This is a genomic window from Halomonas aestuarii (assembly GCF_001886615.1).
Taxonomy (GTDB): Bacteria; Pseudomonadota; Gammaproteobacteria; order Pseudomonadales; family Halomonadaceae; genus Halomonas; species Halomonas aestuarii.
Map to the genome: position 1 here is coordinate 518,467 of NZ_CP018139.1, position 26,051 is coordinate 544,517.

General features: G+C 66.9%; 23 protein-coding genes, 1 tRNA gene, 1 pseudogene and 1 riboswitch. Of the genes and pseudogenes, 12 read left to right on the forward strand and 13 right to left on the reverse strand.

Annotation, left to right across the window (positions count from 1 at the left end; all coding sequences use genetic code 11):
• Window positions 1–12: 12 nt before the first annotated feature.
• From BOX17_RS02355 to BOX17_RS02370, 4 genes are read right to left on the reverse strand one after another with little or no spacing between them, the layout of a single operon-like run.
• A complete protein-coding gene (locus tag BOX17_RS02355) occupies window positions 13–780 on the reverse strand; it encodes an ABC transporter ATP-binding protein (protein ID WP_071941887.1) in 768 nt (255 codons plus the stop codon).
• Window positions 780–1,772 (reverse strand): FecCD family ABC transporter permease, encoded by a 993-nt coding sequence (locus BOX17_RS02360; protein ID WP_083582042.1) that lies wholly within the window; start codon window positions 1,770–1,772, stop codon window positions 780–782. Before BOX17_RS02360 ends, BOX17_RS02355 begins: the two co-directional genes overlap by 1 nt.
• Window positions 1,759–2,655 carry a cobalamin-binding protein gene (locus BOX17_RS02365; protein ID WP_244272192.1) on the reverse strand — a complete coding sequence of 299 codons (897 nt, stop codon included), beginning with the start codon at window positions 2,653–2,655 and terminating at the stop codon, window positions 1,759–1,761. The genes BOX17_RS02360 and BOX17_RS02365 overlap by 14 nt, the downstream gene beginning before the upstream one ends.
• A gap of 10 nt (window positions 2,656–2,665) precedes the next feature.
• Window positions 2,666–4,507: a TonB-dependent receptor domain-containing protein gene (locus BOX17_RS02370; protein ID WP_071941888.1), complete on the reverse strand. Its 1,842-nt coding sequence runs from the start codon at window positions 4,505–4,507 to the stop codon at window positions 2,666–2,668.
• A gap of 132 nt (window positions 4,508–4,639) precedes the next feature.
• Window positions 4,640–4,859, reverse strand: a riboswitch (cobalamin riboswitch).
• Between the two features lie 131 nt (window positions 4,860–4,990).
• Between BOX17_RS02370 and BOX17_RS02375 the strand changes: the two genes are divergently transcribed.
• The 3 genes from BOX17_RS02375 to BOX17_RS02385 all read left to right on the forward strand — a co-directional run bounded on the left by BOX17_RS02375 (window position 4,991) and on the right by BOX17_RS02385 (window position 7,957).
• Window positions 4,991–6,079 carry a PA0069 family radical SAM protein gene (locus tag BOX17_RS02375; protein WP_071941889.1) on the forward strand — a complete coding sequence of 363 codons (1,089 nt, stop codon included), beginning with the start codon at window positions 4,991–4,993 and terminating at the stop codon, window positions 6,077–6,079.
• A 156-nt stretch (window positions 6,080–6,235) separates the two neighbouring features.
• A complete protein-coding gene (locus BOX17_RS02380) occupies window positions 6,236–7,567 on the forward strand; it encodes a sulfite oxidase (RefSeq protein WP_071941890.1) in 1,332 nt (443 codons plus the stop codon).
• 9 nt (window positions 7,568–7,576) lie between these two features.
• Window positions 7,577–7,957 (forward strand): hypothetical protein, encoded by a 381-nt coding sequence (locus BOX17_RS02385; RefSeq protein WP_071941891.1) that lies wholly within the window; start codon window positions 7,577–7,579, stop codon window positions 7,955–7,957.
• Window positions 7,958–8,025: 68 nt separating this feature from the next.
• Here BOX17_RS02385 and BOX17_RS02390 read toward each other — a convergent pair whose 3' ends face one another.
• The 8 genes from BOX17_RS02390 to BOX17_RS02425 all read right to left on the reverse strand — a co-directional run bounded on the left by BOX17_RS02390 (window position 8,026) and on the right by BOX17_RS02425 (window position 14,732).
• Complete coding sequence (locus BOX17_RS02390) at window positions 8,026–9,024, reverse strand: zinc-dependent alcohol dehydrogenase family protein (protein WP_086830683.1); 999 nt, start codon at window positions 9,022–9,024, stop codon at window positions 8,026–8,028.
• Window positions 9,025–9,081: 57 nt separating this feature from the next.
• Complete coding sequence (locus BOX17_RS02395; RefSeq protein WP_071941892.1) at window positions 9,082–9,939, reverse strand: DUF2797 domain-containing protein; 858 nt, start codon at window positions 9,937–9,939, stop codon at window positions 9,082–9,084.
• Window positions 9,923–10,207 (reverse strand): YeaC family protein, encoded by a 285-nt coding sequence (locus tag BOX17_RS02400; RefSeq protein ID WP_071941893.1) that lies wholly within the window; start codon window positions 10,205–10,207, stop codon window positions 9,923–9,925. Before BOX17_RS02400 ends, BOX17_RS02395 begins: the two co-directional genes overlap by 17 nt.
• An 11-nt stretch (window positions 10,208–10,218) precedes the next feature.
• The gene (locus tag BOX17_RS02405; protein ID WP_071941894.1) at window positions 10,219–11,070 is read right to left on the reverse strand and encodes a rhomboid family intramembrane serine protease; all 852 of its coding nucleotides are present in this window, start codon (window positions 11,068–11,070) and stop codon (window positions 10,219–10,221) included.
• Window positions 11,071–11,263: 193 nt separating this feature from the next.
• Window positions 11,264–12,286, reverse strand: a complete 1,023-nt coding sequence (locus BOX17_RS02410) for a metallophosphoesterase (RefSeq protein WP_071941895.1) — start codon at window positions 12,284–12,286, stop codon at window positions 11,264–11,266.
• Between the two features lie 7 nt (window positions 12,287–12,293).
• Window positions 12,294–13,175, reverse strand: a complete 882-nt coding sequence (locus tag BOX17_RS02415) for an NAD(+) kinase (RefSeq protein WP_125925501.1) — start codon at window positions 13,173–13,175, stop codon at window positions 12,294–12,296.
• A gap of 63 nt (window positions 13,176–13,238) precedes the next feature.
• Window positions 13,239–14,108, reverse strand: a complete 870-nt coding sequence (locus BOX17_RS02420) for an EamA family transporter (RefSeq protein ID WP_071941897.1) — start codon at window positions 14,106–14,108, stop codon at window positions 13,239–13,241.
• An 84-nt stretch (window positions 14,109–14,192) separates the two neighbouring features.
• Window positions 14,193–14,732: a YqaE/Pmp3 family membrane protein gene (locus BOX17_RS02425; protein ID WP_071941898.1), complete on the reverse strand. Its 540-nt coding sequence runs from the start codon at window positions 14,730–14,732 to the stop codon at window positions 14,193–14,195.
• A gap of 260 nt (window positions 14,733–14,992) precedes the next feature.
• On the opposite strand from BOX17_RS02425, the gene BOX17_RS02430 reads away from it, so the two are divergent.
• The 8 genes and pseudogenes from BOX17_RS02430 to putP (BOX17_RS02465) all read left to right on the forward strand — a co-directional run bounded on the left by BOX17_RS02430 (window position 14,993) and on the right by putP (BOX17_RS02465) (window position 24,642).
• A complete protein-coding gene (locus BOX17_RS02430; protein ID WP_071941899.1) occupies window positions 14,993–15,400 on the forward strand; it encodes a CBS domain-containing protein in 408 nt (135 codons plus the stop codon).
• Between the two features lie 372 nt (window positions 15,401–15,772).
• Window positions 15,773–15,846 (forward strand) — tRNA-Gly (locus BOX17_RS02435).
• 80 nt (window positions 15,847–15,926) lie between these two features.
• Window positions 15,927–16,088: pseudogene (locus tag BOX17_RS17265) on the forward strand (diguanylate cyclase domain-containing protein); the annotation flags it as partial.
• Window positions 16,089–16,341: 253 nt separating this feature from the next.
• Window positions 16,342–16,707, forward strand: a complete 366-nt coding sequence (locus BOX17_RS02445) for a hypothetical protein (RefSeq protein WP_071941900.1) — start codon at window positions 16,342–16,344, stop codon at window positions 16,705–16,707.
• An 80-nt stretch (window positions 16,708–16,787) separates the two neighbouring features.
• The gene (locus BOX17_RS02450) at window positions 16,788–17,600 is read left to right on the forward strand and encodes an AraC family transcriptional regulator (RefSeq protein WP_071941901.1); all 813 of its coding nucleotides are present in this window, start codon (window positions 16,788–16,790) and stop codon (window positions 17,598–17,600) included.
• 185 nt (window positions 17,601–17,785) lie between these two features.
• Complete coding sequence (gene putA / locus BOX17_RS02455) at window positions 17,786–20,983, forward strand: bifunctional proline dehydrogenase/L-glutamate gamma-semialdehyde dehydrogenase PutA (protein WP_071941902.1); 3,198 nt, start codon at window positions 17,786–17,788, stop codon at window positions 20,981–20,983.
• Between the two features lie 205 nt (window positions 20,984–21,188).
• Window positions 21,189–22,679 (forward strand): sodium/proline symporter PutP, encoded by a 1,491-nt coding sequence (putP, locus tag BOX17_RS02460; protein ID WP_071941903.1) that lies wholly within the window; start codon window positions 21,189–21,191, stop codon window positions 22,677–22,679.
• Between the two features lie 472 nt (window positions 22,680–23,151).
• Window positions 23,152–24,642 carry a sodium/proline symporter PutP gene (gene putP, locus BOX17_RS02465; protein ID WP_071941904.1) on the forward strand — a complete coding sequence of 497 codons (1,491 nt, stop codon included), beginning with the start codon at window positions 23,152–23,154 and terminating at the stop codon, window positions 24,640–24,642.
• Between the two features lie 243 nt (window positions 24,643–24,885).
• On the opposite strand, the gene BOX17_RS16695 is transcribed toward putP (BOX17_RS02465), so the two are convergent.
• Window positions 24,886–25,194, reverse strand: coding sequence for a hypothetical protein (locus tag BOX17_RS16695; RefSeq protein WP_125925503.1), 309 nt, complete (start codon window positions 25,192–25,194; stop codon window positions 24,886–24,888).
• Window positions 25,195–25,467: 273 nt separating this feature from the next.
• Here BOX17_RS16695 and BOX17_RS02475 point away from each other — a divergent pair, with 273 nt between their 5' ends.
• On the forward strand, window positions 25,468–25,983 hold the full coding sequence (locus BOX17_RS02475) for a hypothetical protein (RefSeq protein ID WP_071941906.1): 516 nt from the start codon (window positions 25,468–25,470) through the stop codon (window positions 25,981–25,983).
• The last annotated feature ends 68 nt before the right edge of the window (window positions 25,984–26,051 follow it).

A 26,051-nucleotide genomic window follows, 5' to 3' on the forward strand; every position in this document is an offset into this window, starting at 1 on the left:
CGTCGAGAGCAGTCAGCGCCGCGGCACGAACACCGGGGCCCCGTCCACCATGGCGGTGGTGAGGGGTTGGCCATAGAGCCGCTCCAGCGCCGAGGGCACCAGCATGACGTCTGCCGGCCCCCAGCAGGCCTGGCCGTCGGGATAGAGCAGCAGCAGGTGATCGCACCAGCGGGCCGCCAGGTTGAGGTCGTGCAGGCACATGATCACGCCGCGGCCCTGGGCGGCCTGCTCGGCGAGCAGCGACATGATCGCCACCTGGTGGTGCAGGTCAAGGTGGTTGGTGGGCTCGTCGGCCAGCCAGATCTGCGGCGACTGGGTCAGCACCGTGGCCAGGCTGACGCGCTGGCGCTCCCCGCCGGAGAGGGTCGACAGCTCCCGGTCGGCCAGGTGCGTGAGCTCCAGCCTGGCCAGGGCCGCCTCGGCCAGGGCCAACTCCTCCGGCCCCTCCTGCTGCCAGGGCGAGAGGAACGGGTGGCGACCGATCAGCGCGGTCTCGCGCACCGTGGCCGGGAAGTCGTCATGGTGCGCCTGGAAGACCACGCCCAGCCGCCGTGCCAGGGCGCGGCGCCCGAGTCGCGACAGGGGCTCACCCGCGAGTCGCACCTCTCCCCCGCGCGGCGCCCGCAGGCCGGCAAGCGTGTGCAGCAGGGTCGTCTTGCCGGCGCCGTTGGGGCCGAGCACTCCCCAGCACTGGCCCGGCGCCACCCGCAGGTCCAGCGGCTGCCCCCCCGCACGCCCGGGAACGTCGATGACCAGCCCGTGTGTCTCCAGGACATCCATCAGCGGCTCCGGTAGAGCAGGTAGAGGAAGCTCGGCACCCCGAGCAGCGCGGTGATCACGCCCACCGGCAGCTGCTGCGGGGCGATCAGGGTCCGCGCCAGGGTATCGGCCAGCGTCAGCAGGGTGCCGCCGGCCAGCAGGCTCGCCGGCAGGATCAGTCGCTGGTCGTTGCCGAGCCGCAGGCGCAGCATGTGCGGCACCATCAGCCCCACGAAGCCGATGCTGCCGGCGGTGGTCACCGCCATGGCCGTCAGCAGGCTGGCCAGCAGATAGAGGGTCCACTCCAGCGGGCGCACCGCCACGCCCAGGGCCATGGCCTGCAGCCCGCCCCGGGCCAGCACGTTGAAGGTGCGCCCGAGCGGCAGCACGACGACCAGGCTGAAGGCGGCCATCGACAGCACCGGCCAGGGACTGCCCGCCCAGGCCATGTCCCCCATCAGCCAGTAGAGCATGCCGGGCAGCCGCTCCACGGGGCTGAGTGCCAGCAGGAAGGTGATCAGCGCCCCCCAACCGGCGGCCATCACCACCCCCGTGAGCAGCAGGCGGGTCGGCGTCCAGCTGCCGGTGCCGTGGGCCAGGCCGAAGACGATCAGCGTCGAGGCGAGCGCCCCGCCGAAGGCCGCGCCGGCCACCAGGGTCGCGCCGAGGCCGGCCAGCATCGCCGCGAGCGCGGCCACCGCGGCGCCGCCGGAGAGCCCCAGCACGTAGGGGTCGGCCAGGGGATTGCGCAGCAGCACCTGCATCAGCGCCCCGGCCAGGGCCAGCAGGGCCCCGGTGCCGAAGGCGGCCAGCGCCCGGGGCAGGCGCAGCTCCAGCACCAGGGTGCGATGCAGGGCCTCGCCCTCCCCCGCCAGCACCTTCAGCAACGACTCGAGCGGTATGTCCACGCTGCCCAGCGCCAGGGAGAGCCCCAGGGCCAGCAGCCCGGCCAGCGACAGCAGTGCCAGGGGCGCGAGACGCGGCCGATGGCCGACGGGCCTAGCGACGCTCACGCACTACCTCCAGGTCCTCGCAGATCGCCCGGGTGCCGGCCAGCAGCCGCGGCGTGGCCCGCTGCACCAGGCTGGGGTCGACGACGAAGAGGTTGTCGCGTCGCACCGCGGTCATCTGGGCATGGTCGCGCCATGCCTCGAGCCAGGTGGCATCGCCCGGGCCCGCCCCCCCGGTGAGGATCGCCTCCGGGTCGCGGGCCAGGACCGCCTCGAGGCCGATACGCGGCACCCGGGAGGGCGCCTCGGCGAAGACGTTCTCGCCCCCGCAGAGGGCGAGCGCCTGGCTGATCCAGTGGTCGCCGTTGACGGTCATCAGCGGCTGCTCCCACACCTGGTAGAACACGCGCACCGGCGAGGCGGCGCGATACTCGGCGCGCAGCGCCCGGGTGCCCTCGCGGAAGGTCGCCGCCGCGGCGGCGGCCGAGGCCTCGCTTCCGGCCAGTCGGCCCAGGCGCTCGAGGCTCTCGGCCACGCCCTCGACGTCCCGGGTCTCGGATAGGAAGAGCGGCACGCCCAGCAGACGCAGGCGATCCAGCTGCTCCCGGGGATTGCCGCTGATCCAGGCCACCACCAGATCCGGCTCGAGGGCCAGCAGCGCCTCGAGGTCGAGACGGTCATGGCGGCCCACCCGCGGAAGCTCAGCCGCCTCCGGCGGGTAGTCGCTGAAGTCGACGGTGCCGACCAGCCGCACCCCTGCCCCGGCGGCGAAGAGCAGCTCGGTGAGGCTCGGCGACAGGGTCACGATGCGGTTCGCGGGCGCCGCCAGGCAGACCTCCCGGTCGGCGTCGTCGATGGCGCAGACCTCATCGGCAGGCGCCTGCCCGGCCAGGCCGCACAGCAGCGCGAGCCAGAACCCAGGCCAGCCGAACAGACGGCGGGGCACTGACGACGCCCTACTGGCCAAAGTGGACGCTGACAAAGGCCGCTCGGCCGGCGCTGATGTAGTCGCGGGCGGTCTCATACTCCTTGTCGAATGCATTCTCCACGGTCAAGCGGGTCGACCACATCGGTGCAAAGTCCCAACCAGCGCGCAGGTTGACGATCCCATAGCCGGGCAGTCGCTGCTGGTTGGCGCTGTCGTTGTAGCGATGATTCTGAGCGATCCAGGAAGCCCCCAACGACCAGTCACCCATTTCGCGGTCGGCATCCAGACGCAAGCTTTGACTGGCCCGACGCTGCAAACGCTTGCCAGAATCTCGGTTCTCGGGATCCGTGTAGGTCAGCGCTGCACGCAGCGTCCACTGTTCAATGTCAGCTCCAGTGGCGATTTCCATACCGCGGATACGGGCACGGCTGACATTTATTGGCGTGTCGACAAAGCCATCACCCGTCGTATCCACGTTGGTGATCAGGTCATCGATATCATTCTGAAATAGCGCCAGATCCCAATAACCTTGACCCACCTGACCACGCAATCCGAGTTCGATGTTCTTTGAGCGTTCTGCAGCGAGATCTGGATTATTGAAGCCTGGATAGTAGAGCTCGTCGAAGCTCGGTGCTCGAAAAGCGGTACCATAGCTTGCACGCAGGGTGTGGCGATCATCCAAAGCGTAGCCAAGCGATAGGCCACCGGTGACTTCATCACCATAAACTTGGTTGTGGTCAAAACGCAGGCTGGCCTGCACGGTGAACGGCGAAAAATCCAACAACCCCTGGGTAAACACGGCCTTGTTATAGCGGCTTTCAACGTCGTAGCTACCGAAGCCCGTATCGCTGCCTTCGATGCTATCGTCGACATACTCGGCGCCCATAATTAATTGGTGAAAACCTAGCGTCAGAGTGTTTTCCCAGAGGGCTGTACGAGTTCTGGTATCGAAAACCGATCCTCCGAAGCTGTCGTGATTGTCGCTCTCATCGCGAGACTCACTGAGCGTCAAGCGGCTGGACCAATCATCGGTAATGGGGAGCTCGCCATAAAGGCCGGCTACCTGCTGTGCATAATCAGTGTCCGCCGGTGTACCGAAGCGGTCGTACTCAGTGTTGCCTCGGGCCCGTAGTCCCAACATGCCGAGTTCTGCGCCGTTGTTGAAAACATGGGAAAGACGAACCAGGCCGGTCGTATTGTCGTAGCCCTTGTCCCCCTCACCATCGACGATCTCATAACCATCAGTGTCCAGGCGACTGGCCGAGAAAACATAGCGGGTTCCGCCCTCGGACCCGGAGAGCGAGGCGCTGGCGCGTTTGGTGTTGAAGGAGCCACCGCCAAAGGAAAACTGTGGCATGGGCTCGCCTTCCCCTTCCGGGGTGAACAGCTGGACCACGCCCCCCACCGCGTCGGCACCATAGAGGCTGCCGCGTGGCCCGCGCACGATCTCGACACGCTCGAACATCCTCGGTTCCAAGTATTGCCAGGCAGCACCGCCGGTAGAAGCCGATCGCAAGCGTATGCCATCAATCATCAACAGACTCTGGTTGTTCTTGGTGCCACGAATGTAGACGCTGCTGGCCTTGCCGAAGCCACCATTGGAGGAAGTATCCACCCCGGGCTGGCCGCGCAGCACCTCGGTGATGCTGGCGGGATCCTGGCGACGCAGGGTCGCCTCGTCGATCACGGTGACGGACGAGAGACTCTGGTCGGCGGTGCGCGGCGCCAGGGCGGCAGTCACGACCATCGGATTGAGCGCGACGGTGACGGCCTCCAGGTCGGCGGCGTTCGACTGGGCGTGGACGGCCAGCGGCAGGGCGGCGAGGCCAAAGGCGGCCAGGCCCCGGGCAGCGTGGTTGGTGTTGGTCATGGTATGTCCCTTGCTCACGGTGCTCACCCGCACGGCGTGATGGCGTATGGAGTACCGGGGCGGCAAGGGGGTCGAGGAAGCGGGAGGAACAAAACGGCGGCACCAGCCCTGCCTCGAGGTCGCCCACCGCACCTCGGCATGAGCTCTCGGGCCGGTCTCCGGGCTGACGAGTGGGTGGCGGGCATGAGGCAGGCCCGACGTACCGAACGACCGCCTTCCCGTGCGCTGGCACAGTGGCGTGATGGCCGTTCTCTCCTCGATCACCGTTGCGGGGGCAGCGTCGGAATGCATTCACCGACTTCCCGTTTCACTGGCGGACGCATCCACCAGCACCTGAGAGTGCGGCTAAGCTAGCAACCCCCCGATGAGGCGTCAACGCGCACCGCCGGCGGAGGGAGGATGCGCAGGCGACCCGCGAGGGGAGGCTGACAGCGCCGACGCCGGCCCATATACTGTCTATATATACAGCAAAGGTATCCCCCGATGGTCCCTACGCCGAACCGCGACGGGGTGGCCCGCAAGGGACGCGGCGCCACTTTCGATCCGCACAACCGCTTCGCCTCGACCACCTCCGAGCCGGTCGACGACGGCTGGTGGCAGGAGGAGGTCCCGGCCCCGCGCGCGACCGTGGTGGCCGAGGAGCATTCACGCAGCGCCCTGGCCTGGAACACATCTCCCGACCTGCCCTTCGACCGCTCGATCAATCCCTATCGTGGCTGCGAGCATGGCTGCATCTACTGCTATGCCAGGCCCAGCCACGCCTACTGGGACCTCTCCCCGGGACTGGACTTCGAGACCCGGCTGATCGCCCGCACCGGACTGGCGGAACGCCTGCGGGACGAACTCTGCCGGCCCGGCTACCGGTGCCGGCCCATCAACCTCTCCGGCAACACCGATGCCTACCAGCCCCTGGAGGCCCGCTACGCCACCACCCGCGCCATCCTGGCGCTGCTGCTCGAGTGCCGCCATCCGGTGACCCTGGTGACCAAGGGCAGCCTGATCCTGCGCGACCTCGACCTGCTGCGGGACCTGGCCAGGCGGCGCCTGGTACGGGTGATGGTCAGCCTCACCAGCCTCGATACCGAGCTGAAGCGCACCCTGGAGCCACGGGCCGCCTCCCCGGCCGCGAGGCTGAAGGTGATCCGCACCCTGGCCGACAACGACATCCCGGTGGGCACCCTGGTCTCGCCAGTGATTCCGGGGTTGACCGACCACGAGCTCGAGCGCCTGCTCGAGGCCGCCTCGAAAGCCGGCGCCACTACCGCCGGCTGGATGCTGCTGCGCCTGCCGCGCGAGGTCGCTCCGCTGTTCGAGGCGTGGCTCGCCACCCACTATCCCGACCGGGCCGGCAAGGTGATGAGCCTCATTCGCCAGTGCCGGGGCGGGGCGGACTACGACCCGCGCTTCGGCAAGCGCATGCGCGGCGAGGGCGTGTTCGCGGAGCTGCTGGCGCAGCGTTTCCGGCAGGCCTGCCGCCGTTTCGGCCTCAATGACCCGACGGCCGCGGCCAGCCGGCCGCTGGACACCTCCGCCTTCCGACCGCCCCATGACCAGGGGGACCTCTTCTATTAGAGAAACGAGTTTGCACCCGGCGAATCACTGCTATGCTGGAATATCGTAAGACCTGGAGTGATGGATCACTCCGACAAGACAACCACAATAATGGCCCGGCGCATGCGCACAGGACGACCCGACTCACGCACGCCAGAGCCCGCCAGGAGTGAAGCCATGACCAAGGTACCACCCGATGCCAAGACCCGCGGCATCCATGAGCTCTATGCCGAGGACCCCGAGGCCGCGGATCGAGAGCTCTGGGACCGGGAAGTCGATCCCGTCACCCGCCGGGGCTTCCTCAAGCGCTCGAGCCTGCTCGCCATGGCCGCCGCCGTGGGTGGCTCCATCCCTTTCGCCGACCGCATGCCCGGCGGCCTGATCCCGGCCGCCCTGGCCCAGAGCGACGAGCCGTTCACCCTGAAGGGCAAGGAGGGCCTCACCGTCCTCAATGACCGGCCGATCAACGCCGAGACGCCGCCCCACCTGCTCGACGACGACATCACGCCCGGCAAATACATGTTCGTGCGCAACAACGGCATCCCGCCGGCGGTGGAGAACATCGACGTGGACGCCTGGCAGCTGGAGATTGGCGGGGAGTCCTGCCAGAACCCTCAGAGCTTCTCCATCGCCGAGCTCAAGGCGAAGTTCGAGCACCACACCTACCAGCTCCAGGTGGAGTGCGGTGGCAACGGCCGCAGCGAGTACGTGCCCTCGGCCAGCGGCAACCAGTGGACCACCGGCGCGGTGGCCTGCCCGACCTTCACCGGGGTACGCCTGCGCGATGTCCTGGAGGCCTGCGGCATCAAGGACGACGCCGTCTATACCGGCTACTACGGCGCCGATGCCCATGCCAGCGGCGATCCCAACAAGGACCCCATCTCCCGGGGCGTGCCCATGGAGAAGGCCCTGGAGGACGAGTCGCTGATCGCCTGGGCGATGAACGGCGAGGACATCCCCTACCTCAATGGCCACCCGCTGCGCGTGGTCTGTGGCGGCTGGCCGGGCTCGGTCTGCGGCAAGTGGCTGCAGCGCATCGTGATCCGCAACCAGAAGCATGACGGCACCAAGATGGGGGCGCCCTCCTACAGCGTGCCCAAGCACCCGGTCGCGCCGGGCAGCAACGTGCCCATGGAGGACTTCGTCACCATCGAGTCAATGCCGGTGAAGTCCCTGGTGACCTTTCCGAAGTCGGGAATCGACCATGCCCTCGGCGAGGCCATGACGGTGCGCGGCCACGCCTGGGCCGGCGACCTGGCCGTCAAGGAGGTACACGTCTCCATCGACTTCGGGGCGACCTGGCAGAAGGCCGAGCTCAAGGCCCCGCCCAACCGGCTGGCCTGGCAGCGCTGGACCACCACGGTGGAGTTTCCCGAGCCCGGCTACTTCGAGGTCTGGGCCAAGGCCACCGACGAGAACGGGCGCTCCCAGCCCATGGTGGTGCCGGGCTGGAACCCCAAGGGCTATCTCAACAACGCCTGCCATCGCATCGCGGTCCAGGTGGCCTAGGAGGTAGCCATGAAACGCTTGCATGTGCTTGCCGTGCCCGCCCTGGGGCTCGCCCTGGCCTGCCTGCCGCTGGCGGCCGGGGCCCAGGAAAAGGACACGAATACCGGCCTGGTCATGGCGGAAGGGTGGGAAACGGTGCGCAACAACTGCACCGCCTGCCATTCCGCCAAGCTGGTCACCCAGAACAGCGGCTCCCGCAACCACTGGCAGTACCTGATCCGGTGGATGCAGGAGACTCAGGGGCTCTGGCAGTTCCAGGCCGAGACCGAGGAGACCATCCTCGACTATCTCGCCGAGAACTATGGGCCCAAGGAGGACGCACGGCGTCCACCTATCCCTAGAGCGCTCATGCCGGACAACCCCTACTCGACGGTGGCCGACTCGGACTGACCCGGAACGTGCCCATCCACGACAGGCCCCTCGCGAGGGGCCTGTCGTCGTTCAGGGGCTGACAGGGCTCAGGGAATCAGCACCGCCGCGCCGGAGAGCCGCCCTTGGCGCAGGTCCTCCAGCGCCTGGTTGGCCTGCTCCAGCGGATAGGCCCGGGTCTCGGTGCGGATCGGCACCTCGGGAGCGAGCGCGAGGAACTCCTCGCCGTCGCGACGCGTGAGGTTGGCTACCGAGCTCAGGCGGCGCTCTTCCCAGAGCAGCCGGTAGGGAAAGGCGGGGATGTCGGACATGTGGATGCCCCCGGACACCACCGCCCCGCCGGGGCGCACCGCGGCCAGTGCCGTGGGGATGAGCGCGCCCACCGGGGCGAAGAGCAGCGCGGCATCCAGGCGCTCGGGCGGGGCCTCGTCGCTGCCACCGGCCCAGACGGCGCCGAGGCGTCGGGCGAAGGCCTGGGCCCGGGTGTCCCCGGGTCGGGTGAAGGCATAGACGGCCTGCCCCCGGGCGACGGCGAGCTGGGCCAGGATGTGCGCCGCGGCACCGAAGCCGTAGAGGCCGATCCGACGGTTCGCCTCGCCGCCGGCCAGCCGCCAGGTGCGATAGCCGATCAGGCCGGCGCAGAGCAGCGGGGCGGCGGCCTGGGCATCCTCGACGGGCAGGGGAAAGCAGTAGCGGGCATCGGCCACGCAGTATTCCGCATAGCCTCCGTCGCGGGTGTAGCCGGTGAACTCGGCCCGCTCGCAGAGGTTCTCGCGGCCGGCCAGGCAGGGCTCGCACGCGCCGCAGGTCCAGCCCAGCCAAGGCACCCCGACCCGCGTGCCCGGGGCCGGTGCCTCGACGCCCTCCCCCAGCGCGGTCACCTCGCCGACGATCTCGTGGCCGAGGATCAGCGGCAGGCGGGGCTCGGTGAGCTCGCCATCGAGCACGTGAAGGTCGGTCCGGCACACCCCGCAGGCCAGCACACTCACCTCGACCTCGCCGGGACCGGGGACGGGACGGGAGACCCACTCCAGGGCGAGTGGGCCTCCCGGGGCATGCAGGCGCATGGCACGCATGGACTCGCTCATCGGCTCTCCTCCCCTCCGGCTGCTCACTCCCCTACTGCCCGCAGGATAGCCCAGGCGTCAGGCCGAGACCCTGACCTCGTACCCGGTGAACTTGCGAAGGTTGATCACGCCGCTGTCGAGGATCAGGTACTGCCCCTTGATGCCCAGCAGGGTGCCGGTGACCAGGGGGTTCTTGTCGAGGTTGTGGGAGACCACCTTGGCGGGAAATTCCAGCACCGGGTAGTCGAAGCTCAACGGGGACTCGTCGAGGACGCGGATGGCATCGGCCCCGAAGCGCTCGCGCAGGTTGGCGAGGCCGCTCCCCAGGCGTCCCAGCAGGCGATCGCGTTCGGCGGCCAGGTCAAGAAGCTCGGTGCTTCCCTTGAGCATGGCCCGCCAGTTGGTGCGATCCGAGACCTCCTCCTTGAAGAGCACCTCGACGAAGCCCGACTGCTGGCGGGTATCGACCTCGAGGATCGGCAGGGCCTGCACCGCGCCCTGGTCGAGCCAGCGCGTCGGCATCTGGCTGGCCCGGGTGATGCCGACCTTGAGCCCCGAGGCGTTGGCCAGGTAGACCACATGGGGCTGGAAGCAGTGGCGCTCGGCCCAGTCGGGCTCGCGACAGGTGCCCTCGAAGAAGTGGCAGAGTTCCGGCTTCATGATGCAGGTGTCGCACTGGGCGAGCCTCTTGAAGCACGGGTAGCAATACCCCTGGGCGAAGCTCTTCCTGGTGGCCCGGCCGCAGTGGGTGCAGGCGATGGCCCCGGTCCACTCCAGCTGCAGCGGCTTGCCGAGGCAGGCGTTGAGCTCGAGCCGGTGCTCGCCGGCCCGCAGCACATAGCGGGCCGGCGCACCGGGCTCGACGGCCATCTTGGTCAGGCAGCCCTGCAGCGTCTGGCCGCTGCCGATCAGTTGCGGCTCAGTCACTGCCGGCATCCCGGGCGAGACCCGCCAGCTCCGGGGGCACGTCGGCCCCGCTGCTGGCGCTGCCGCAGGTGCGACGCTGCAGATAGCCGACCCGCTGCTCCTCGGGCACCTGGTTCTCCAGCTCGTAGCGCATCACCGCCTCCAGGCAGAGTTCGGTCTGCTCGGCCGTCAGCATCCGGCCATCCGGCCACTTGCGCAGCGACACCGCCCGCTTGAGGCTCTCGTAGATGGACGGGGTCATCTGCTGGATCATGCGATCGAAGGACATCTCGCTCATCTCGTGTTCTCTCAGGATTGACGGCGGGCACGGCCGGAATGATACCAGCCCAGTACCAGGCCCACGACCAGCCCGCCGAGGTGCGCCTCGTTGGCCACGTTGCCGAACCCCACCATGGCGGCCATGTCGGTCATGGCGAAGACCAGCCAGCCGAGCATGAAGACCACCAGCATCTGGGGCACGAAGAAGCCGCTGCGTGGCGCACGCCGGGACATCAGCCAGACATAGGCCAGCAGCGCGAAGTCGACGCCGGACATGCCGCCGAACAGCACCGTCCCGGCGGCGTACTGGGCCAGGTTGGCGCCGATGCCGGCGATGAGCAGCAGGGTCAGCATCCTCAGGCTGCCCTGCAGGGCCTCCACCTGGCGGCCGAAGTACCATAGCCAGAGCAGGTTGAAGATCAGGTGCATCCAGCCGAAGTGCAGGAAGGCCGGCGACAGCAGTCGCCACACCTGGCCCGAGGCGAGGGTCTCGCCGAGGTTGCCGAAGGCCAGGGCGCCCTGGGCAACGATCACCGGCACGATGGTCAGGGCCGCGACCACCCGGTCACCCAGCACGCCCATGATGGCAAAGACCACCAGGCACAGCGCCAGGGCGATGGAGGTCACCGGCACCTGAAGGAAGGGGGCGAGTAGCTGACCGGACGGGGCGCGTCCTGCCTGTGGCGCGTCGGCCATCAGGGACTCCCCCCGCCGCCAGCGTTCGATCAGGCGCAGCATCGCGTCGTGCTGCGCGGGGTCGACCAGCCACAGCACCTGCCCCTCGCTCTCCTCGGTGATCCGGTGCCCGATGCGGTGGGCCCAGAGGGCCTGTCGCAACGGGCGGGTATCGACGTCGTGGGGCAGCAGGATTACCCGATACATGTTCTCTCCAACGAGGGTGTCTCCGGCGGTTGACGCAGCCGCCATGACGGCACCTGCCGGTCGCGCAAAGAAAAAGTCCGGCGGAGGGGGCCGCCGGACAAGAGCAAGGGATCATTCAAGGGAACACCTACTCTGATACCGTCGGTCAATGAGAGTTCATCGCGTTCGTCCGCTTTTATCGTAAAGAATTGTATCAATCGAAATCGATCTCCCAGGGCTGGGGTCGGGCCTCTTCCTCGCGGGGCACGCGGATCCACATGAAGTGATCGGCATCGAGCTGCTGCTCGCCGCTCCAGCGGTAGGCCACCAGACGGCCGAACTTGACGGCGCTGTAGTCCAGGCAGGCGATGTTGGCGGCGGGCAGGGCCGGAATCCCCTCGCACCAGTAGTGGCCGATGAAGAGCGGGGGCTGGTCGGGCCCATAGTAGCTGAGTCGCGACCGCTCCTCGTCGGAGAGAGCGCGGCGCTCCAGGTCGCCGGGCAGGTTGTCGGGCTGGAACACCACGTCGCCCCAGGTCCTGGGGTGTCGCGTCCAGAAGTGGGCACGGAAGCTCCGCCGGGTGAAACCGTCTCCCGACTGGATCTCCACCCCCTCGGGGAGCAGCACATGGGTTCCCCGCGTCAGGCGGTCGAGGATCCGGAACTCCCGGGTCCCGGGCCTCACCGAGGCGGCCAGGAAGTCCTCGTCGATGCGCCCGTCGGGATGGTCTCGACGCAGTTCATCGACCAGCGCCGGATCCCAGCAGGCGTGCACCACCCTCAGGCCGTCGAGTTCGAGACACAGGGGAATGTCCAGGAACCAGGCCAGCGTCTCCTCCCACTCCTGGGGATGGTCGCGATACTGCTCGAGGGTCTCCCGGATGATGCGGTTGTGCCGGGGCGTGTGCTCACGCAGCCACTCGCGGTTCATGCCGGCAGGGGCGCGGTGGCAGTAGGCCAGCGCATTGTACTCATGGTTGCCCATGACGATGTGCGCCTCCCCTGCCTCCACCATGCGCCGGGCGATGGTGACGGCCAGGCGGATACGCGGTCCCCGGTCGATCAGGTCGCCGAGGAAGATCACCTTGCGGCGTGGATGCCGATAGACCCCGCCGCGCTGATGGTACCCGAGGCGTTCGAGCAGCGACCCCAGGGTGGCACCACAGCCGTGCACGTCACCGATGAGGTCGTAGCCTTCGAGGGTGCCTTGGGGGGTGACTCGGCGAGTGCCTTGCATGCTTACCTCAGTCGCCCAGGCGATTGCTCCAGCCCAGCTTGCTGCGCAGGACCTCGAAGAAGTTGTGACCCAGCGGATGGACCAGCTGGACCCTGCGGGGCTTGCGACGGATCACCAGGACGTCGTCGGGCTTGGCCACCGCGCGCGTCTGGCCATCGCAGCTGATGTGCGGGTAGGTCTGATTGGTCTCGCCGATATGGATGCGGATCTCGCTGGCGGCATCGATGACGATGGGTCGGCTCGACAGGGTATGCGGGAACATCGGCACCAGGGTGATGACATCGAGCTTGGGATGCATGATCGGTCCACCGCCGGAGAGCGCGTAGGCGGTGGACCCGGTGGGGGTGGCCACGATCAGGCCGTCGCTGCGCTGGCTATAGACGAACTGGTCGTCGATGAACAGCTCGAACTCGATCATGCGCACCGCCTTGCCCGGGTGCAGCACCACCTCGTTGAGGGCATCGCCATTGCCGACCTGGACGCCGTCCCGGTAGAGCTCGGCATCCAGCAGGAAGCGCTCCTCGAGTTCAAAGCGTCCCGCCAGGACCTCGCCGACGCGGGCCTCGAGCTCGTCGGGCGAGATGTCGGTGAGAAAGCCGAGTCGCCCGCGATTGACCCCCAGCACCAGGGTGCCGCTGTGACAGAGGGACCGGGCGGCCCCCAGCAGGCTGCCGTCGCCGCCGACCACGATCACCAGGTCACAGAGTTCCCCCAGGAGCCGGCGACCGGCCTCGGGATGGCCATGGTCGAGCAGCACCGTGGCGGTCCTGTCCTCGATGATGACGTGGTAGCCCCCGTCATCGAGGAAGCGGATCAATCGCTTGAGGGTATCGACCACCTTGGCGCTACCCAGGCGACCGATCAGACCGATGTTCTTGAAGGTTGGCATGCAAGGGCCTCTCGCTTCGCGGCCGCTCATTATGGCGACTGGCCACGAGGCGAGCAAACGCGCTCAGGCGGCGCTGAGTCGGCGACGCTTCAGCCACCACTCGTTGAGGCCCAGGGAGCCGACGATGATGGCCCCGCCCACGCCCAGCCGAAGCAGGTCGGCGTCACGGTTCCAGATCACCAGGTTGACCAGCAGGCCCGCCGGGATCAGGAGATTGTTCATGATGGCCAGGGCACCGGCGTCGACACGAGTGGCACCGAGGTTCCACAGGAAGTAGCCCAGCCCCGAGGCCGCCAGGCCCAGCCACAGCAGGACGCCCCACTGCACGCCGGAGGTGGGCAGGCCCGCGGCATTGCCCAGCAGCGCGAAGGCCGGCACGGCCACTGCCAGGGCGCCGAGGTAGAACCACGCGAACACGCTGTGGCGCGGCAGCGACTCGGGCAGAGTCGCCGACAGCCGGCGGTAGCCCACCTGGCCCAGGGCGAAGCACAGGTTGGCCCCCTGGACGACCAGGAAGCCTGTCCAGAACCCGCTGTCGAGGCCCTGGTAGCGGATCACGGCCGCGCCCAGCACCGCCAGCGACGCGGTCACCAGATAGAAGGGGGTGAAGCGACCGAACAGGGCATCGTCGAGCAGCGCGATGTAGAGCGGGGTGAAGATGGTGAACAGCAGCACCTCCGGCACTGACAGCAGCAGGAAGGACTGGTAGAAGAAGATGTACATCACGCCCAGCTGCACCGCCCCCAGCCCCATCAGGGCCAACCGCTGAGGGCCGCGCAGCAGCGAGGGGCGCAGGAAGGGCAGGAAGACCAGCGTCGCCAGGCCGATGCGCATGAGCACGGAGAAGTAGCTGTCCACCTGGCCGGCCAGGTAGACGCCGATCAGCGAGAACGAGAATGCCCAGAGGACGGTGACGCCGACGAGAAGGCCCAAGGTAAACTCCTGGCGGGAACATGGTTGACGGCAATTATACCCACCCTGGCCGCATAACCAAGGCCTCGTTCTCGGCATGGCGCCTCAGGGCGAGGGGTGCCGCAACCACCAGAACGCATGCACGACCCCGGGCAACCAGCCGAGCAGGGTCAGCGCCAGGTTGACCAGCACGCGGGGGGTGCCCCCCTGAGAGAGCCCGACGGCCAGAGGCGGCAGCAGCACGGCCAGGGCGTGCAGGGCGACCCTGGGCTCGGGGAGGGAGACCAGGTCCCGGGGCTCGCCCGCGTCCTGGCCCTGGTCCGGCTGAGGGGGCTCGATCACCCGCTCGACCCTGACCTGCTCGCCGGCCGCCGGGGTGAAGTGCTGGACGGCCTCCCTGGCCTCGTGTTCCAGCGCCTTGCGATGCGCCTCGTGGTTGATCTTCTGCTCCAGCGACTCGACACCCTCGGCCAGGGTCTCGTGATAGCGCTCCCACTCCTCCCAGTCGAAGGGAGTCCCCGCGCGAGGCCGGTGATCACCGGCCTCCCTGGCGCGCGACCAGGCCTTCTCCTCCAGGGTGTTGGGGCGTTCCTGGTCACGCTCACCATCCAGCCCTTTTCGGGCGATGTATTCCCGGGCATCCATGAGGCCACTCCCTCGTTGGTTCCACGCCGGCAGCGCCGGTGCGTGGGCATGAGTGTGCCATATTGGAACCGGCAAGCGGTCCCGGGTTCCTGACCGACGACGCAAGGCGGCAGCCCGCGGGAGATAGCGTTGGCAGCTCCCTTACCTGAGACGGTCACGAGTCGGCTATGCTGGAGGCGAGACGCGCCTGCGTCACGGGCCGGCCCCGCGGACGCGGGAGGCGGCCCAGGCCATCACCGCCCGGCACAAGGAGACCTGCCATGCCCAACAAGGCCCCCACCATCGTGCGCGAGATCATGTCCCGCGACTGCTACCGGGTCACCGGCAAGACCTCGGTATCCACCCTGGCCGAGGGCCTCGCGCTGCATCGCCTGCCCGGCGTGCCCGTGGTCGACGATCGGGACCACCTGATCGGCTTCATCTCGGAGCAGGACGTGATGGGCAAGGTGCTGGAGAGTTCCTATCTCGGCGATGAGCCGCCGCTGGTCAGCGAAATGATGCGCAACGAGGTGCTGTCGGTGTCGCCCACCAAGAGCATCACCGACCTGGCCCAGGAGATGCTTGGTGCCAAGCCCAAGGTCTATCCGGTGGTGGAACAGGGCCGGCTGGTGGGGATCGTCACCCGCCGTGACGTGCTCAGTGCCCTGCTGCGCATGCGCCATTCCTGATTTCCGCGACAGCCCCCCGACACCCGGCCCAGTGCCGGGTGTCGTCGTATCCGGCCCAGCCGCGGAACCCGGAAGCGTACGCGCAAAGAAAAGCCGCCCCATGAGGCATGGGGCGGCAAGATCGAATGTGCAAGCCAGCAACAGTGTTAGCGACTGCTATCGCGGTGCTGCCTACGCACAATCAGACAGCGGTGTAGAGAAAAGTTCGCCGGTCGGGAAAAAATTATCGGGCCCGCCCTCTCGGCCAGCGGCGACGGCGAGGGATAACGGCCGGCAAGGCAACGGAAAACAGGGACTTAGCGCGGCAGCAACAAAAAAGGGCGCGGGCCGCTTGCAATGCCTAACCACTTGGTTTTACTATCGAAATCCCTCGCGGGTGTAGCTCAATGGTAGAGCAGAAGCTTCCCAAGCTTAAGACGAGGGTTCGATTCCCTTCACCCGCTCCAAGCTTTCCCTGCCACCCTCCATGCCACCCCGGCATGACCGGTATCCCCATCCGTCGCCCCCAGAGGGCCGACCTCCGCCCATGCATGAACGCTCGACCCCGGCACAGGGAAAGAGAAGCGGTGGAACTCAGGACGATCGCGTCACCGATGGGCTACTTTACCGCGTCGCCGACGAGCTGACGGGACACGTTCGACAGGAGGATGTGGTGGCCCGTTTCGGGGGCGATGAACTCTGCATCCTGCTGACCGAGATCACCGACAAGCGCGCTGTCCACGCCATCATCGAGACGATCCACACTGACCGGGGTGCGACCGCAGGCGCTCGAGACGGGCCCGCCAGGCCGGGTTGCCGATGCCCGTCCCGATGCGGCATGCTGACCGGTTGGCGTCACGCGCAACATCCGGCGCAGTCGTTGCCCAGGTGCGGCATCCCGATAGGTCAACCTGCTTACCGAGCCTGCCCAGGGACGGGCCGAACACACGGAGTCGTGAACCATGTCGATGTTCCTGCTGGTCCTTGTCGTCTGCCTGGTCATCTTCGGAGGCATGGTGGCCCTGCTGATGCTCTCCGGCACCCCGCGCTTTCGCACCGAGCCCGAGCACCTGCTGGAACTCTTCGACAAGGCGCTGGAAAGCCATGTCAACGAGACCGAGTGGAATACTGTCATCGGCTACCCGATCCGCCATGACGACTACCTGGAAGGGATTCGGCGCCGGGCCCAGCGGCTGATGGACGAGCATGGGCGCCATGGCCGTGTGACCCGGGGAAAGCCGCTGCTCGATAGCGAGGGCCAGGAGGAGTTGGCGGCGCTGCGTGACCACCTGGCGGCCCACACCGCGCTGCAACGCGGCAAGGAGTGACGCACAGCGTTGAAGCGCCGCCCCTCACGCTGTGGTGTCATGGAAGTCATGCACCTGACATGTCCAGCCGGAGGCCACTCATGACCAGTGCCATCCGCCAGATCCCGCTTGACACCACGATCCACCACCACGCTCACGACTTCCACCAGATCGTGATCGGCCTGAGGGGCGAGGCGCAGTTCGAGATCGAGGGATTGGGAGGGTCCATCTCGGCCTTCTCGGGCTGCATCGTGCCGGCCAACCACCTGCACTCCTTTGCCGGCACCCGAGACAACCACCAGCTGGTGCTGGACATGCCCCGCACGGCCTTCGCCATGACGGGCCACCAGGGCGACCTGGTTCGCCTGTTCGATGCGCCACGCTTCTTTGCGCTCGACAGCGCCCTGCGCCACTACCTGGAGTTCCTGCGCCAGGAACTGCGCCTGCTGGCCCGCGACGGACACGTGCCCCCCCTCCATCAGGAGCGACTGGCCGGCACCCTGCTGGGCGCCCTGCATGCCCGCCTGGCCAGCGAGCCGGCGACCTCCGGGCGCCGCCTTGACCTGGCGGCCCTGGACCGCTTCATCGACCGTCACCTGGGCGACCCGCTTCGCGTCGCCGACCTCGCCGCCGAGGCGTGCCTGAGCGAGGCGCACTTCCGCGAACGCTTCCGCCAGCGCACGGGGCTCTCACCCTGGCAGTACGTGACGCGCCGCCGACTGGAGAGCGCCCGCCACTGGATACAGCAGAGCCGGCTGCCGCTGTCCGAGATCGCCGAGCTGACCGGCTTCACCAGCCTGAGCGCCCTGTCTCGGGCGCATCGCCAGGCCTTCGGCCAGCCCCCCAGCCAGCTGCGTCGGGACCGACGCGGTCGGCTCTCCCAACGGCCCGCTCTCGCAGACGACAACGCTTAGACCAAAGTCGCAATTTCAACCGCGATACGGTCCAAATCCGTGAAATCGTTAAATTCTACCGGGAAATCGACAAGCAGGACGTCACGCGCGCTCCTACCCTCATCGGATGTCCCACGCCCGGCTGCGACAGGTCGCCGCGGGCCGGGCACCGCCCGCTGACGACGGCTCACAACCTGGGGAGTTAGATGTTAAACGCCAACACCATGCTGGCCGGCGAGACCTGGCAGCAGGAACTCGACACCCTCTTCGCACGCATCAGTGATCACTATGTGGTCGACGAAGATGCCTTTGTTCGCGAACTGGTCGACCTCCTGTCGGCCGATGAGGCGGATGTCCAGCGCACCGCCCACCAGGCGGCGGAGCTGGTGCGAGAGGTCCGCGAGATGGACACCGCCGTGGACTCCATCGACGAGCTGCTCCAGCAGTTCAGCCTGGATACCCACGAGGGCCTGATGCTGATGTGCCTCGCCGAGGCGATGCTGCGCATCCCCGACAAGGCCACCGCCGACGCCCTGATCGAGGACAAGCTGGGACCGTCGGACTGGAAGTCGTACCTCGGCCAGAGCGAGTCCTGGTTCGTCAACGCGTCCACCTGGGGCCTGCTGATGACCGGTCGCGTCATCAACATGGACAAGCCCAGGGAGGGCAAGCCCGCCCACTTCATCAACAAGCTGGTCAATCGCCTGGGTGAGCCGGTGATCCGGCGCGCCATGTATGAAGCGATGAAGATCATGGGCAAGCAGTTCGTGCTCGGCCGCGACATCAAGGAGGCGCTCAAGCGCTCCAGGCCGCTGTTCGACAAGGGCTACACCTACTCCTACGACATGCTCGGCGAAGCTGCCCGCACCCGGGCCGATGCCTCGCGGTATTTCGACGCCTATGCCGATGCCATCAGGCGCGTGGGCACGACCAGCAAGGCCCTGCCGGCGAAGACGCCGCCGCCCTCGATCTCCATCAAGCTCTCGGCGCTCCACCCGCGCTACGAGTTCGGTCGGCGCGACCAGGTGCTGGAGGAACTGGTCGGCACGGTCCGCGAACTGGCCACCCTCGCCCGCGAGCACCACGTGGCGATCACCATCGATGCCGAGGAGGTCGATCGCCTGGAGCTGTCGCTGGAGGTCTTCCGGGCCGTCTACGAGAGCCGGACCTGCCAGGGCTGGGGCCACTTCGGCCTGGTCGTGCAAGCCTACTCCACGCGCGCCATGCCGGTGTTGCACTACCTCAACCGCCTGGCCGACCTGCAGGGCGACGAGATCCCCATGCGCCTGGTCAAGGGCGCCTACTGGGACACCGAGATCAAGGAATCCCAGCAGATCGGCGCCGACGGCTATCCCGTCTATACCCGCAAGGCCAGCACCGACGTCGCCTACCTGGTGTGCGCCCGCTTCCTGCTGTCGGAGAACACCCGTGGGCGGATCTTCCCGCAGTTCGCGACCCACAACGCGCATACCATCAGCACCATCCTGGACCTTGCCAATGCGGCCGACCGTCCCTTCGAGTTCCAGCGCCTGCACGGCATGGGCGAGGCCCTCTACGACGTGGCGCTCAAGCGAGCTCCGAAGGGCACCTACTGCCGCATCTATGCGCCGGTGGGTGCCCACAAGGACCTGCTGCCCTACCTGGTGCGCCGCCTGCTCGAGAACGGGGCCAATTCCTCCTTCGTGCACCAGCTGGTGGATCCGCGCGTGCCGGTGGAGTCGCTGTGCGTCCACCCGGTGGAGACGCTGAAACCCTTCGCGACCTACGCCAACAGCAGGATTCCGTTGCCCAGGGACATCTACGGCCCGACGCGCCGGAACTCCAGGGGCGTCAACCTGAACATCAGCAGCCAGTACCGGCCGCTCATCGATGAGATGGCGACCTTCATGGACAGGGAGTACCACACCCGGCCGCTGCTGGCCTTCGATGTCGCTGAAGACGCGAGTGAATGCCACGACGTGCTCTGCCCCTTCGACCGCCAGGCCAGGGTAGGCAGCGTGCAGTGGACCACCAAGGATCAGGCCGCCAAGGCCGTGGACGCCGCCTGGGCCGCCTTCCCTCGCTGGGACGCCACGCCGGTGGCCGAGCGCGCCGCCATCATCAGCCGCCTGGCCGACCTGATGGAGGAAAACCTCGCCGAGCTGATGACGTTGTGCTCGCGGGAGGGCGGCAAGCTGTTGACCGACGGCGTCGACGAGATCCGCGAGGCGGTGGACTTCTGCCGCTATTACGCCGTACGGGCCGAGGAGTGCTTCGCCAGTCCCACCCGTCTGCCGGGGCCCACCGGTGAGTCCAACGACCTGATGATGGGCGGCAAGGGGGTATTCGCGGCGATCAGCCCATGGAACTTCCCGATCGCGATCTTCTGCGGTCAGGTGGTGGCCGCCGCCGTCTCGGGCAACACGGTGCTGGCCAAGCCCGCCGAGCAGACCTCGCTGGCCGCCCACCGCATCATCGAGCTGCTGCAGGAAGCCGGCATGCCGCGTGACGTGGTGCAGCTGCTCCCCGGCGACGGTCCCACCGTGGGCAGCGTGCTGACCGGCGACCCGCGCATCACCGGCGTGGTCTTCACCGGCGGCACCGATACCGCCCAGATCATCAATCGTGCCCTGGCGGCCCGCGAAGGCGCCCCCCTGCCGACGCTGATCGCCGAGACCGGTGGCATGAACGCCATGATCGTCGACTCCACCGCCCTGCCCGAACAGGTCGTGGCCGACGTCATCCAGTCGGCCTTCCAGAGTGCCGGCCAGCGCTGCTCCGCTCTGCGCGTTCTCTACGTACAGGAGGAGGTGGCCGACCGGGTCATCGAGATCCTCAAGGGCGCCATGGACGAGCTGCACGTGGGCGACCCGCGCCACCTGGGCACCGACGTGGGCCCGGTGATCGACGAGGAGGCCCGCCAGGGACTCACCGCGCACATCGACAGGCTGAAGGCCGAGGGGCGCCTGCTGGCCGAGACGCGACTCGATCCCGCCCACACCGCCAACGGCACCTTCGTCGCGCCGGTCGCGTTCGAGATCGATGGCGTCGAGGCCCTGGAGCGCGAACAGTTCGGCCCCGTGCTGCACATCGTGCGCTACAAAGCCAGCGAGATCGACAAGGTGGTCGACGCCATCAATGGCCGGGGCTATGGCCTGACCTTCGGCGTGCACAGCCGGAATCAGTCCTTCGCCAACGAGATCGCGAGGAAGGTCCGTGCCGGGAACGTATACATCAACCGCAACATCATCGGTGCAGTGGTGGGCGTACAGCCCTTTGGCGGCCAGGGGCTCTCGGGTACCGGGCCCAAGGCCGGCGGTCCGCACTACCTGCTGCGCTTCGCCACCGAGAAGACCGTGACGGAGAACACCGCCGCCCTGGGGGGCAATGCATCGCTGTTGACCCTGGGGGCCGAAGAGGGGTGAAGGGCGCCTGCTGTTGAAGCACTGCGGAACGACAATCGGAAACAGGAGGGACGTATCGAGATGGAAAGGCGGGCGTCAAGGGGGGACCCTTTGACGCGAACAGAAGACGACGTACAACAACAAGGTGTGTCACTACCGGATTCAACAAGGAAAATCACTGACCGGTCGGTGCCATTTCCGTCCTGACGAACTGGAGAGTTTTTACATGGCTATTGGTGTCTGGATAAGTCTTTTTGGGTACTTTGCGCTGATGATCGCCATCGGCATCTATGCGATGCGACGGTCGACGTCATCCTCCGAAGACTACGTGCTCGGTGGCCGCAACCTCAGTCCCAAGGTGGCGGCCCTGTCGGCCGGCGCCTCGGACATGAGCGGCTGGTTGCTGCTCGGCTTGCCCGGGGCGCTGTTTGTCTCCGGCCTGGGGTCGGCCTGGATCGGCATCGGCCTGCTGGTGGGGGCGTTCTTCAACTGGACGCTGGTCGCGCCGCGACTGCGTGAGCAGACCGTACACTACAACAACGCTATTACCATTCCGTCCTTCCTGGCCAACCGGTTCCCGACCCAGGCGCTCTCCCTGCGCACGGTGTCCGCGATCGTCATCGTGATCTTCTTCGCGGTCTATACCGCCTCGGGGCTGGTGGCTGGCGGCAAGCTGTTTGAAAGTGCCTTTGCCGGCATCTTCAATTTCGGTGGCCTGAGTGACTACGCCGTCGGCATCGTCATCACCCTGGGCGTGGTGCTGGCCTATACGGTGGTGGGCGGCTTCCTGGCCGTGAGCATGACGGACTTCGTGCAGGGCTGCATCATGATGCTGGCGCTGGTCATCATGCCGGCGGTAGTGCTGTTCGGTGAAGGGGGCGGCGGCTTCTCCCAGGCGTCACAGACCCTGAACGAAGTCGACCCGAACCTGCTGACATGGACTCAGGGGCTGACCTTCATCGGCTGGCTGTCGGCCGTCACCTGGGGCCTCGGCTATTTCGGTCAGCCGCACATCATCGTGCGCTTCATGGCCATTCGTACCCTGAAGGACGTCCCTGTCGCCCGCACCATCGGCATGTCCTGGATGGCCATTTCCCTGATCGGCGCCATCTCACTGGGCATCTTCGGGCGTGCCTATGCCGTGCGCAACGGCATGAACGTCGAGGACCCGGAGACCATCTTCATCATCCTGGCGGACCTGCTGTTCCACCCGCTGATCACCGGCTTCCTCTTTGCCGCCCTGCTGGCTGCCGTCATGAGCACCATCTCCAGTCAGCTCCTGGTATCCGCCTCTTCCCTGACGGAAGATTTCTACCGCCTGTTCCTGCGTAAGGAGGCGAGCGAGAAGGAAAGTGTCACCGTCGGCCGGGCCTGCGTGGTCCTCGTCGGTGCGGTGGCAGCGGTCATTGCCGCGGATCCGAACTCCCAGGTTCTGGCGCTGGTCAGTAACGCCTGGGCGGGCTTCGGTGCGGCCTTTGGCCCTCTGATCATTCTGTCGCTGATGTGGCCGCGCACCAACGGCGCCGGTGCCATCGCGGGCATGGTGGTCGGTGCCACTACCGTCATGATCTGGATCTCTCTGGGCTGGAACGCATCGTTCATGGGTGGCCCGGGCGTCTACGAGATCATTCCCGGCTTCATTGCCGCCTGGATCGCCATCATGGTGGGCAGTCTCGCCACCGCCGATGCCGGCGAGTATCAGCACATCCATCGCTGAACGATCACGTGCCACGCGATCGCCTTCGTCAAGGGGCTCCTGCGGGAGCCCCTTTTCATGCCATGAGGATCGACAAGGGGTCGACGCCCTCAACGAGCGAGGCTATGGTCCGAACGTCTGCGCACAAGGCGGGAACCCGCCCTTCCCCAACAAGATGGCGGGGCCGCTTTGCCACCGGGCAGAGCCTGATGGAGCACACCACCCCCCCGGGTGGCAACACATCATGCGTTGACAGCGGGTACCGAAGCGGTTTGGTGGGCGCCTTGCTATTGAAGCACGGCGGAACAACACTGAAACGGCAGAAGGAAGGTGTCGAGATGGAAAGGCTGGCGTCGAAGGGGCTGTCGCCCCTGGACGTTCACAGCAGAGAGCGTACAAGAACAAGGCGTGCCACTACCGGATTCAACAAGGAAAAGCACTCGGCGGTTGGAGCGGTTTCCGCCCTGACGAACTGGAGAACTGGAGAACTTTCATGGCTATTGGTGTCTGGATAAGTCTTTTTGCATACTTTGCGCTCATGATAGCCATCGGCTTTTATGCGATGCGCAAATCCACGTCCACGTCCGAGGATTACATGCTGGGTGGCCGACAACTCAGTCCACAGGTGGCGGCCCTGTCGGCCGGGGCCTCGGACATGAGCGGCTGGTTGCTGCTGGGGTTGCCCGGGGCGATGTTCGTCTCCGGCCTGGGATCTGCCTGGATCGGCATCGGCCTGCTGGTGGGGGCGTTCTTCAACTGGACGCTGGTCGCCCCCCGCCTTCGCGAGCAGACGCTTCACTATAATGATGCGATCACCATCCCGGAATTCCTGGGAAACCGCTTCCCGACCCAGGCCATCCCGCTGAGGACGGTATCCGCGATTGTCATCGTGGTCTTCTTCGCGGTTTACACGGCGTCGGGCCTGGTGGCAGGCGGCAAGCTGTTCGAGAGCGCCTTCGCCGGCATCTTCAACTTCGGCGGCCTGAGCGACTACTCTGCGGGCGTCATCATCACCCTGGGCGTGGTGCTTGCGTACACGGTGGTGGGCGGCTTCCTGGCCGTGAGCATGACGGACTTCGTGCAGGGCTGCATCATGATGCTGGCCCTGATCGTCATGCCGGCGGTGGTGCTCTTCGGCGAGGGGGGCGGCGGTTTCTCCCAGGCATCACAAACCCTGCGTGAGGTCGATCCCACGCTACTCTCGTGGACGGAGGGACTGACCATCGTCGGCTGGCTGTCGGCGGTGACCTGGGGGCTGGGGTATTTCGGACAGCCGCACATCATCGTGCGCTTCATGGCCATCCGGTCACAGAAGGATGTTCCCATTGCCCGTAACATCGGCATGAGCTGGATGCTCATCTCCCTGATCGGCGCGGTCTCCCTGGGTATCTTCGGACGCGCCTATGCCGTGCGCAACGGCATGAACGTTGAAGATCCAGAGACCATCTTCATCATCCTGGCGGACCTGCTGTTCCATCCGCTGGTCACCGGCTTCCTCTTTGCGGCCCTGCTCGCCGCAATCATGAGTACCATTTCCAGTCAGCTCCTGGTGTCATCCTCTTCCCTGACGGAGGACTTCTATCGCCTCTTCCTGCGCAAGGAAGCGAAAGAGAAAGAGATCGTCGCCGTTGGCCGGCTTTGTGTCGTGGCGGTGGGGCTGGTGGCCATCGTCATCGCGTCCGACCCGAACTCCAAGGTGCTGGGGCTGGTCAGTAACGCCTGGGCAGGCTTTGGTGCGGCGTTCGGCCCGCTCATCATCCTGTCGCTGATGTGGCCGCGCACCAACGGCGCCGGCGCCCTGGCGGGGATGGTGGTGGGTGCCGTCACCGTCATGCTCTGGATTTCACTGGGCTGGAACGCATCCTTCATGGGGGGACCCGGCGTGTACGAGATCATTCCCGGCTTCATCGCGGCCTTCATTGCCATCCTGGTGGTGAGCAGCGTGACGGCCGATGCCGGTGAATACCAGCAGATCACTCGCTGACGCGTGAGAAAAGACGCGTGCGAGGCACGCAATGTCGTGAAAGGGCTCCTGCGGGGGCCCTTTTTGATTTGTGTCGTCTGATGGCCCACCGAATCCCCATGGCCGCCACCGTTATCCGCGTCGTGCCTGGACGAGATCACCACCGTACTCGACAGGCCTGACCCCGCCGGCGCCCGAACCCCGATACGCAAACGCCGCCCTCGGGCGGCGTTTGCGTATCGTGGCCCTCCTGACAGGCCGGGCTTATCCCCAGAGGCCGCGGCCCGCGATCACCCCCGCGAATCCCCACAGGGCCAGGCGGCTCCAGAGCGCACCGGCCTGGCGCCAGAGCCAGCCCTCGCCGACCTCGAGGGTCAGGGGACGCACGAAGGCCGCTCCCAGCGCCCAGGCGCCGAGCGCGATCAGCGGCGCTCGCCACACCAGCGGCATGTCCTGTAGCAGTTCGGGGCGTAACAGGAGCCAGACCGCTACCCCCGCCGCCAGCCACAGCATCGGCAGCGGGCTACCCAGCAGGCCAGGGCGAGGCCCGACGAAGAGACAACGGCCTGTCATGGGCGACTCCGATGGCTTCATCTTCCTACAGTGAAGCCCAAACCCGGCCCGCTGGCGAGGCCTCGGTGGGGAAAAGGAAAAAGTTGTACAAGACCTTTAGTTCGACGCTATTATTGAGCAAAGGCGGTAGCCATATGCCCCCATTAGGCTATCGCTGCCATTGGAAAATGATACAAGACGTGTATAGATCACCTCGCTAGATTGAAAGCTCAGGACACCCCATGTCCGTGGCTGACGGGCGACCGCACTGCAGATGACACAAGGAGCATGTCCATGGCACCCAAGACGCTGAACACCACGGCCTCTCTCGTGACGGCCGGCATCCTCGCCGCCCAGGTGGCCATGGCCTATCAGGGCGACGACCTCCATGGGCGCGAGGCAGTCGCCAAGGGCGAGGTCGCGAACGACCGTGACGCCCTCGAGATAGTCGGGGACCTCGAGGTTTCTGACGAGCGCGGTGCCGCCGGCAGCATGGACCGCATGTCGGTCGAGCCGTTGGTCAACGATTATCCGCCGGGAGTCGCTGCCTCCCGAATTCAGCCGTATGCGGGCGCCGGCCACCGCTACACCCGCCTCTCCGAGGAGGCACTGGACGGACTGGGCATCGACGAACCCTATGGCCTGACCGGATGGCTCGACGCGGATCTGGGCGTCACGTACCACTCGCGGGGCGAGGCCGCCCCCCGGCATGCCGACGTCATTGGCGGCTCCAGCATCGGCGGCATGAAACGCGGCCAGATGGCGATCGACCCGACGACCATCGGCGGCGCAGTCACCTTCCGTTTCTGATCCCCCTGTCAACTGACATAACGCGCCGGGCCATTAGCCCGGCGTCCTGTTTTTGCGCCTTCAATCCC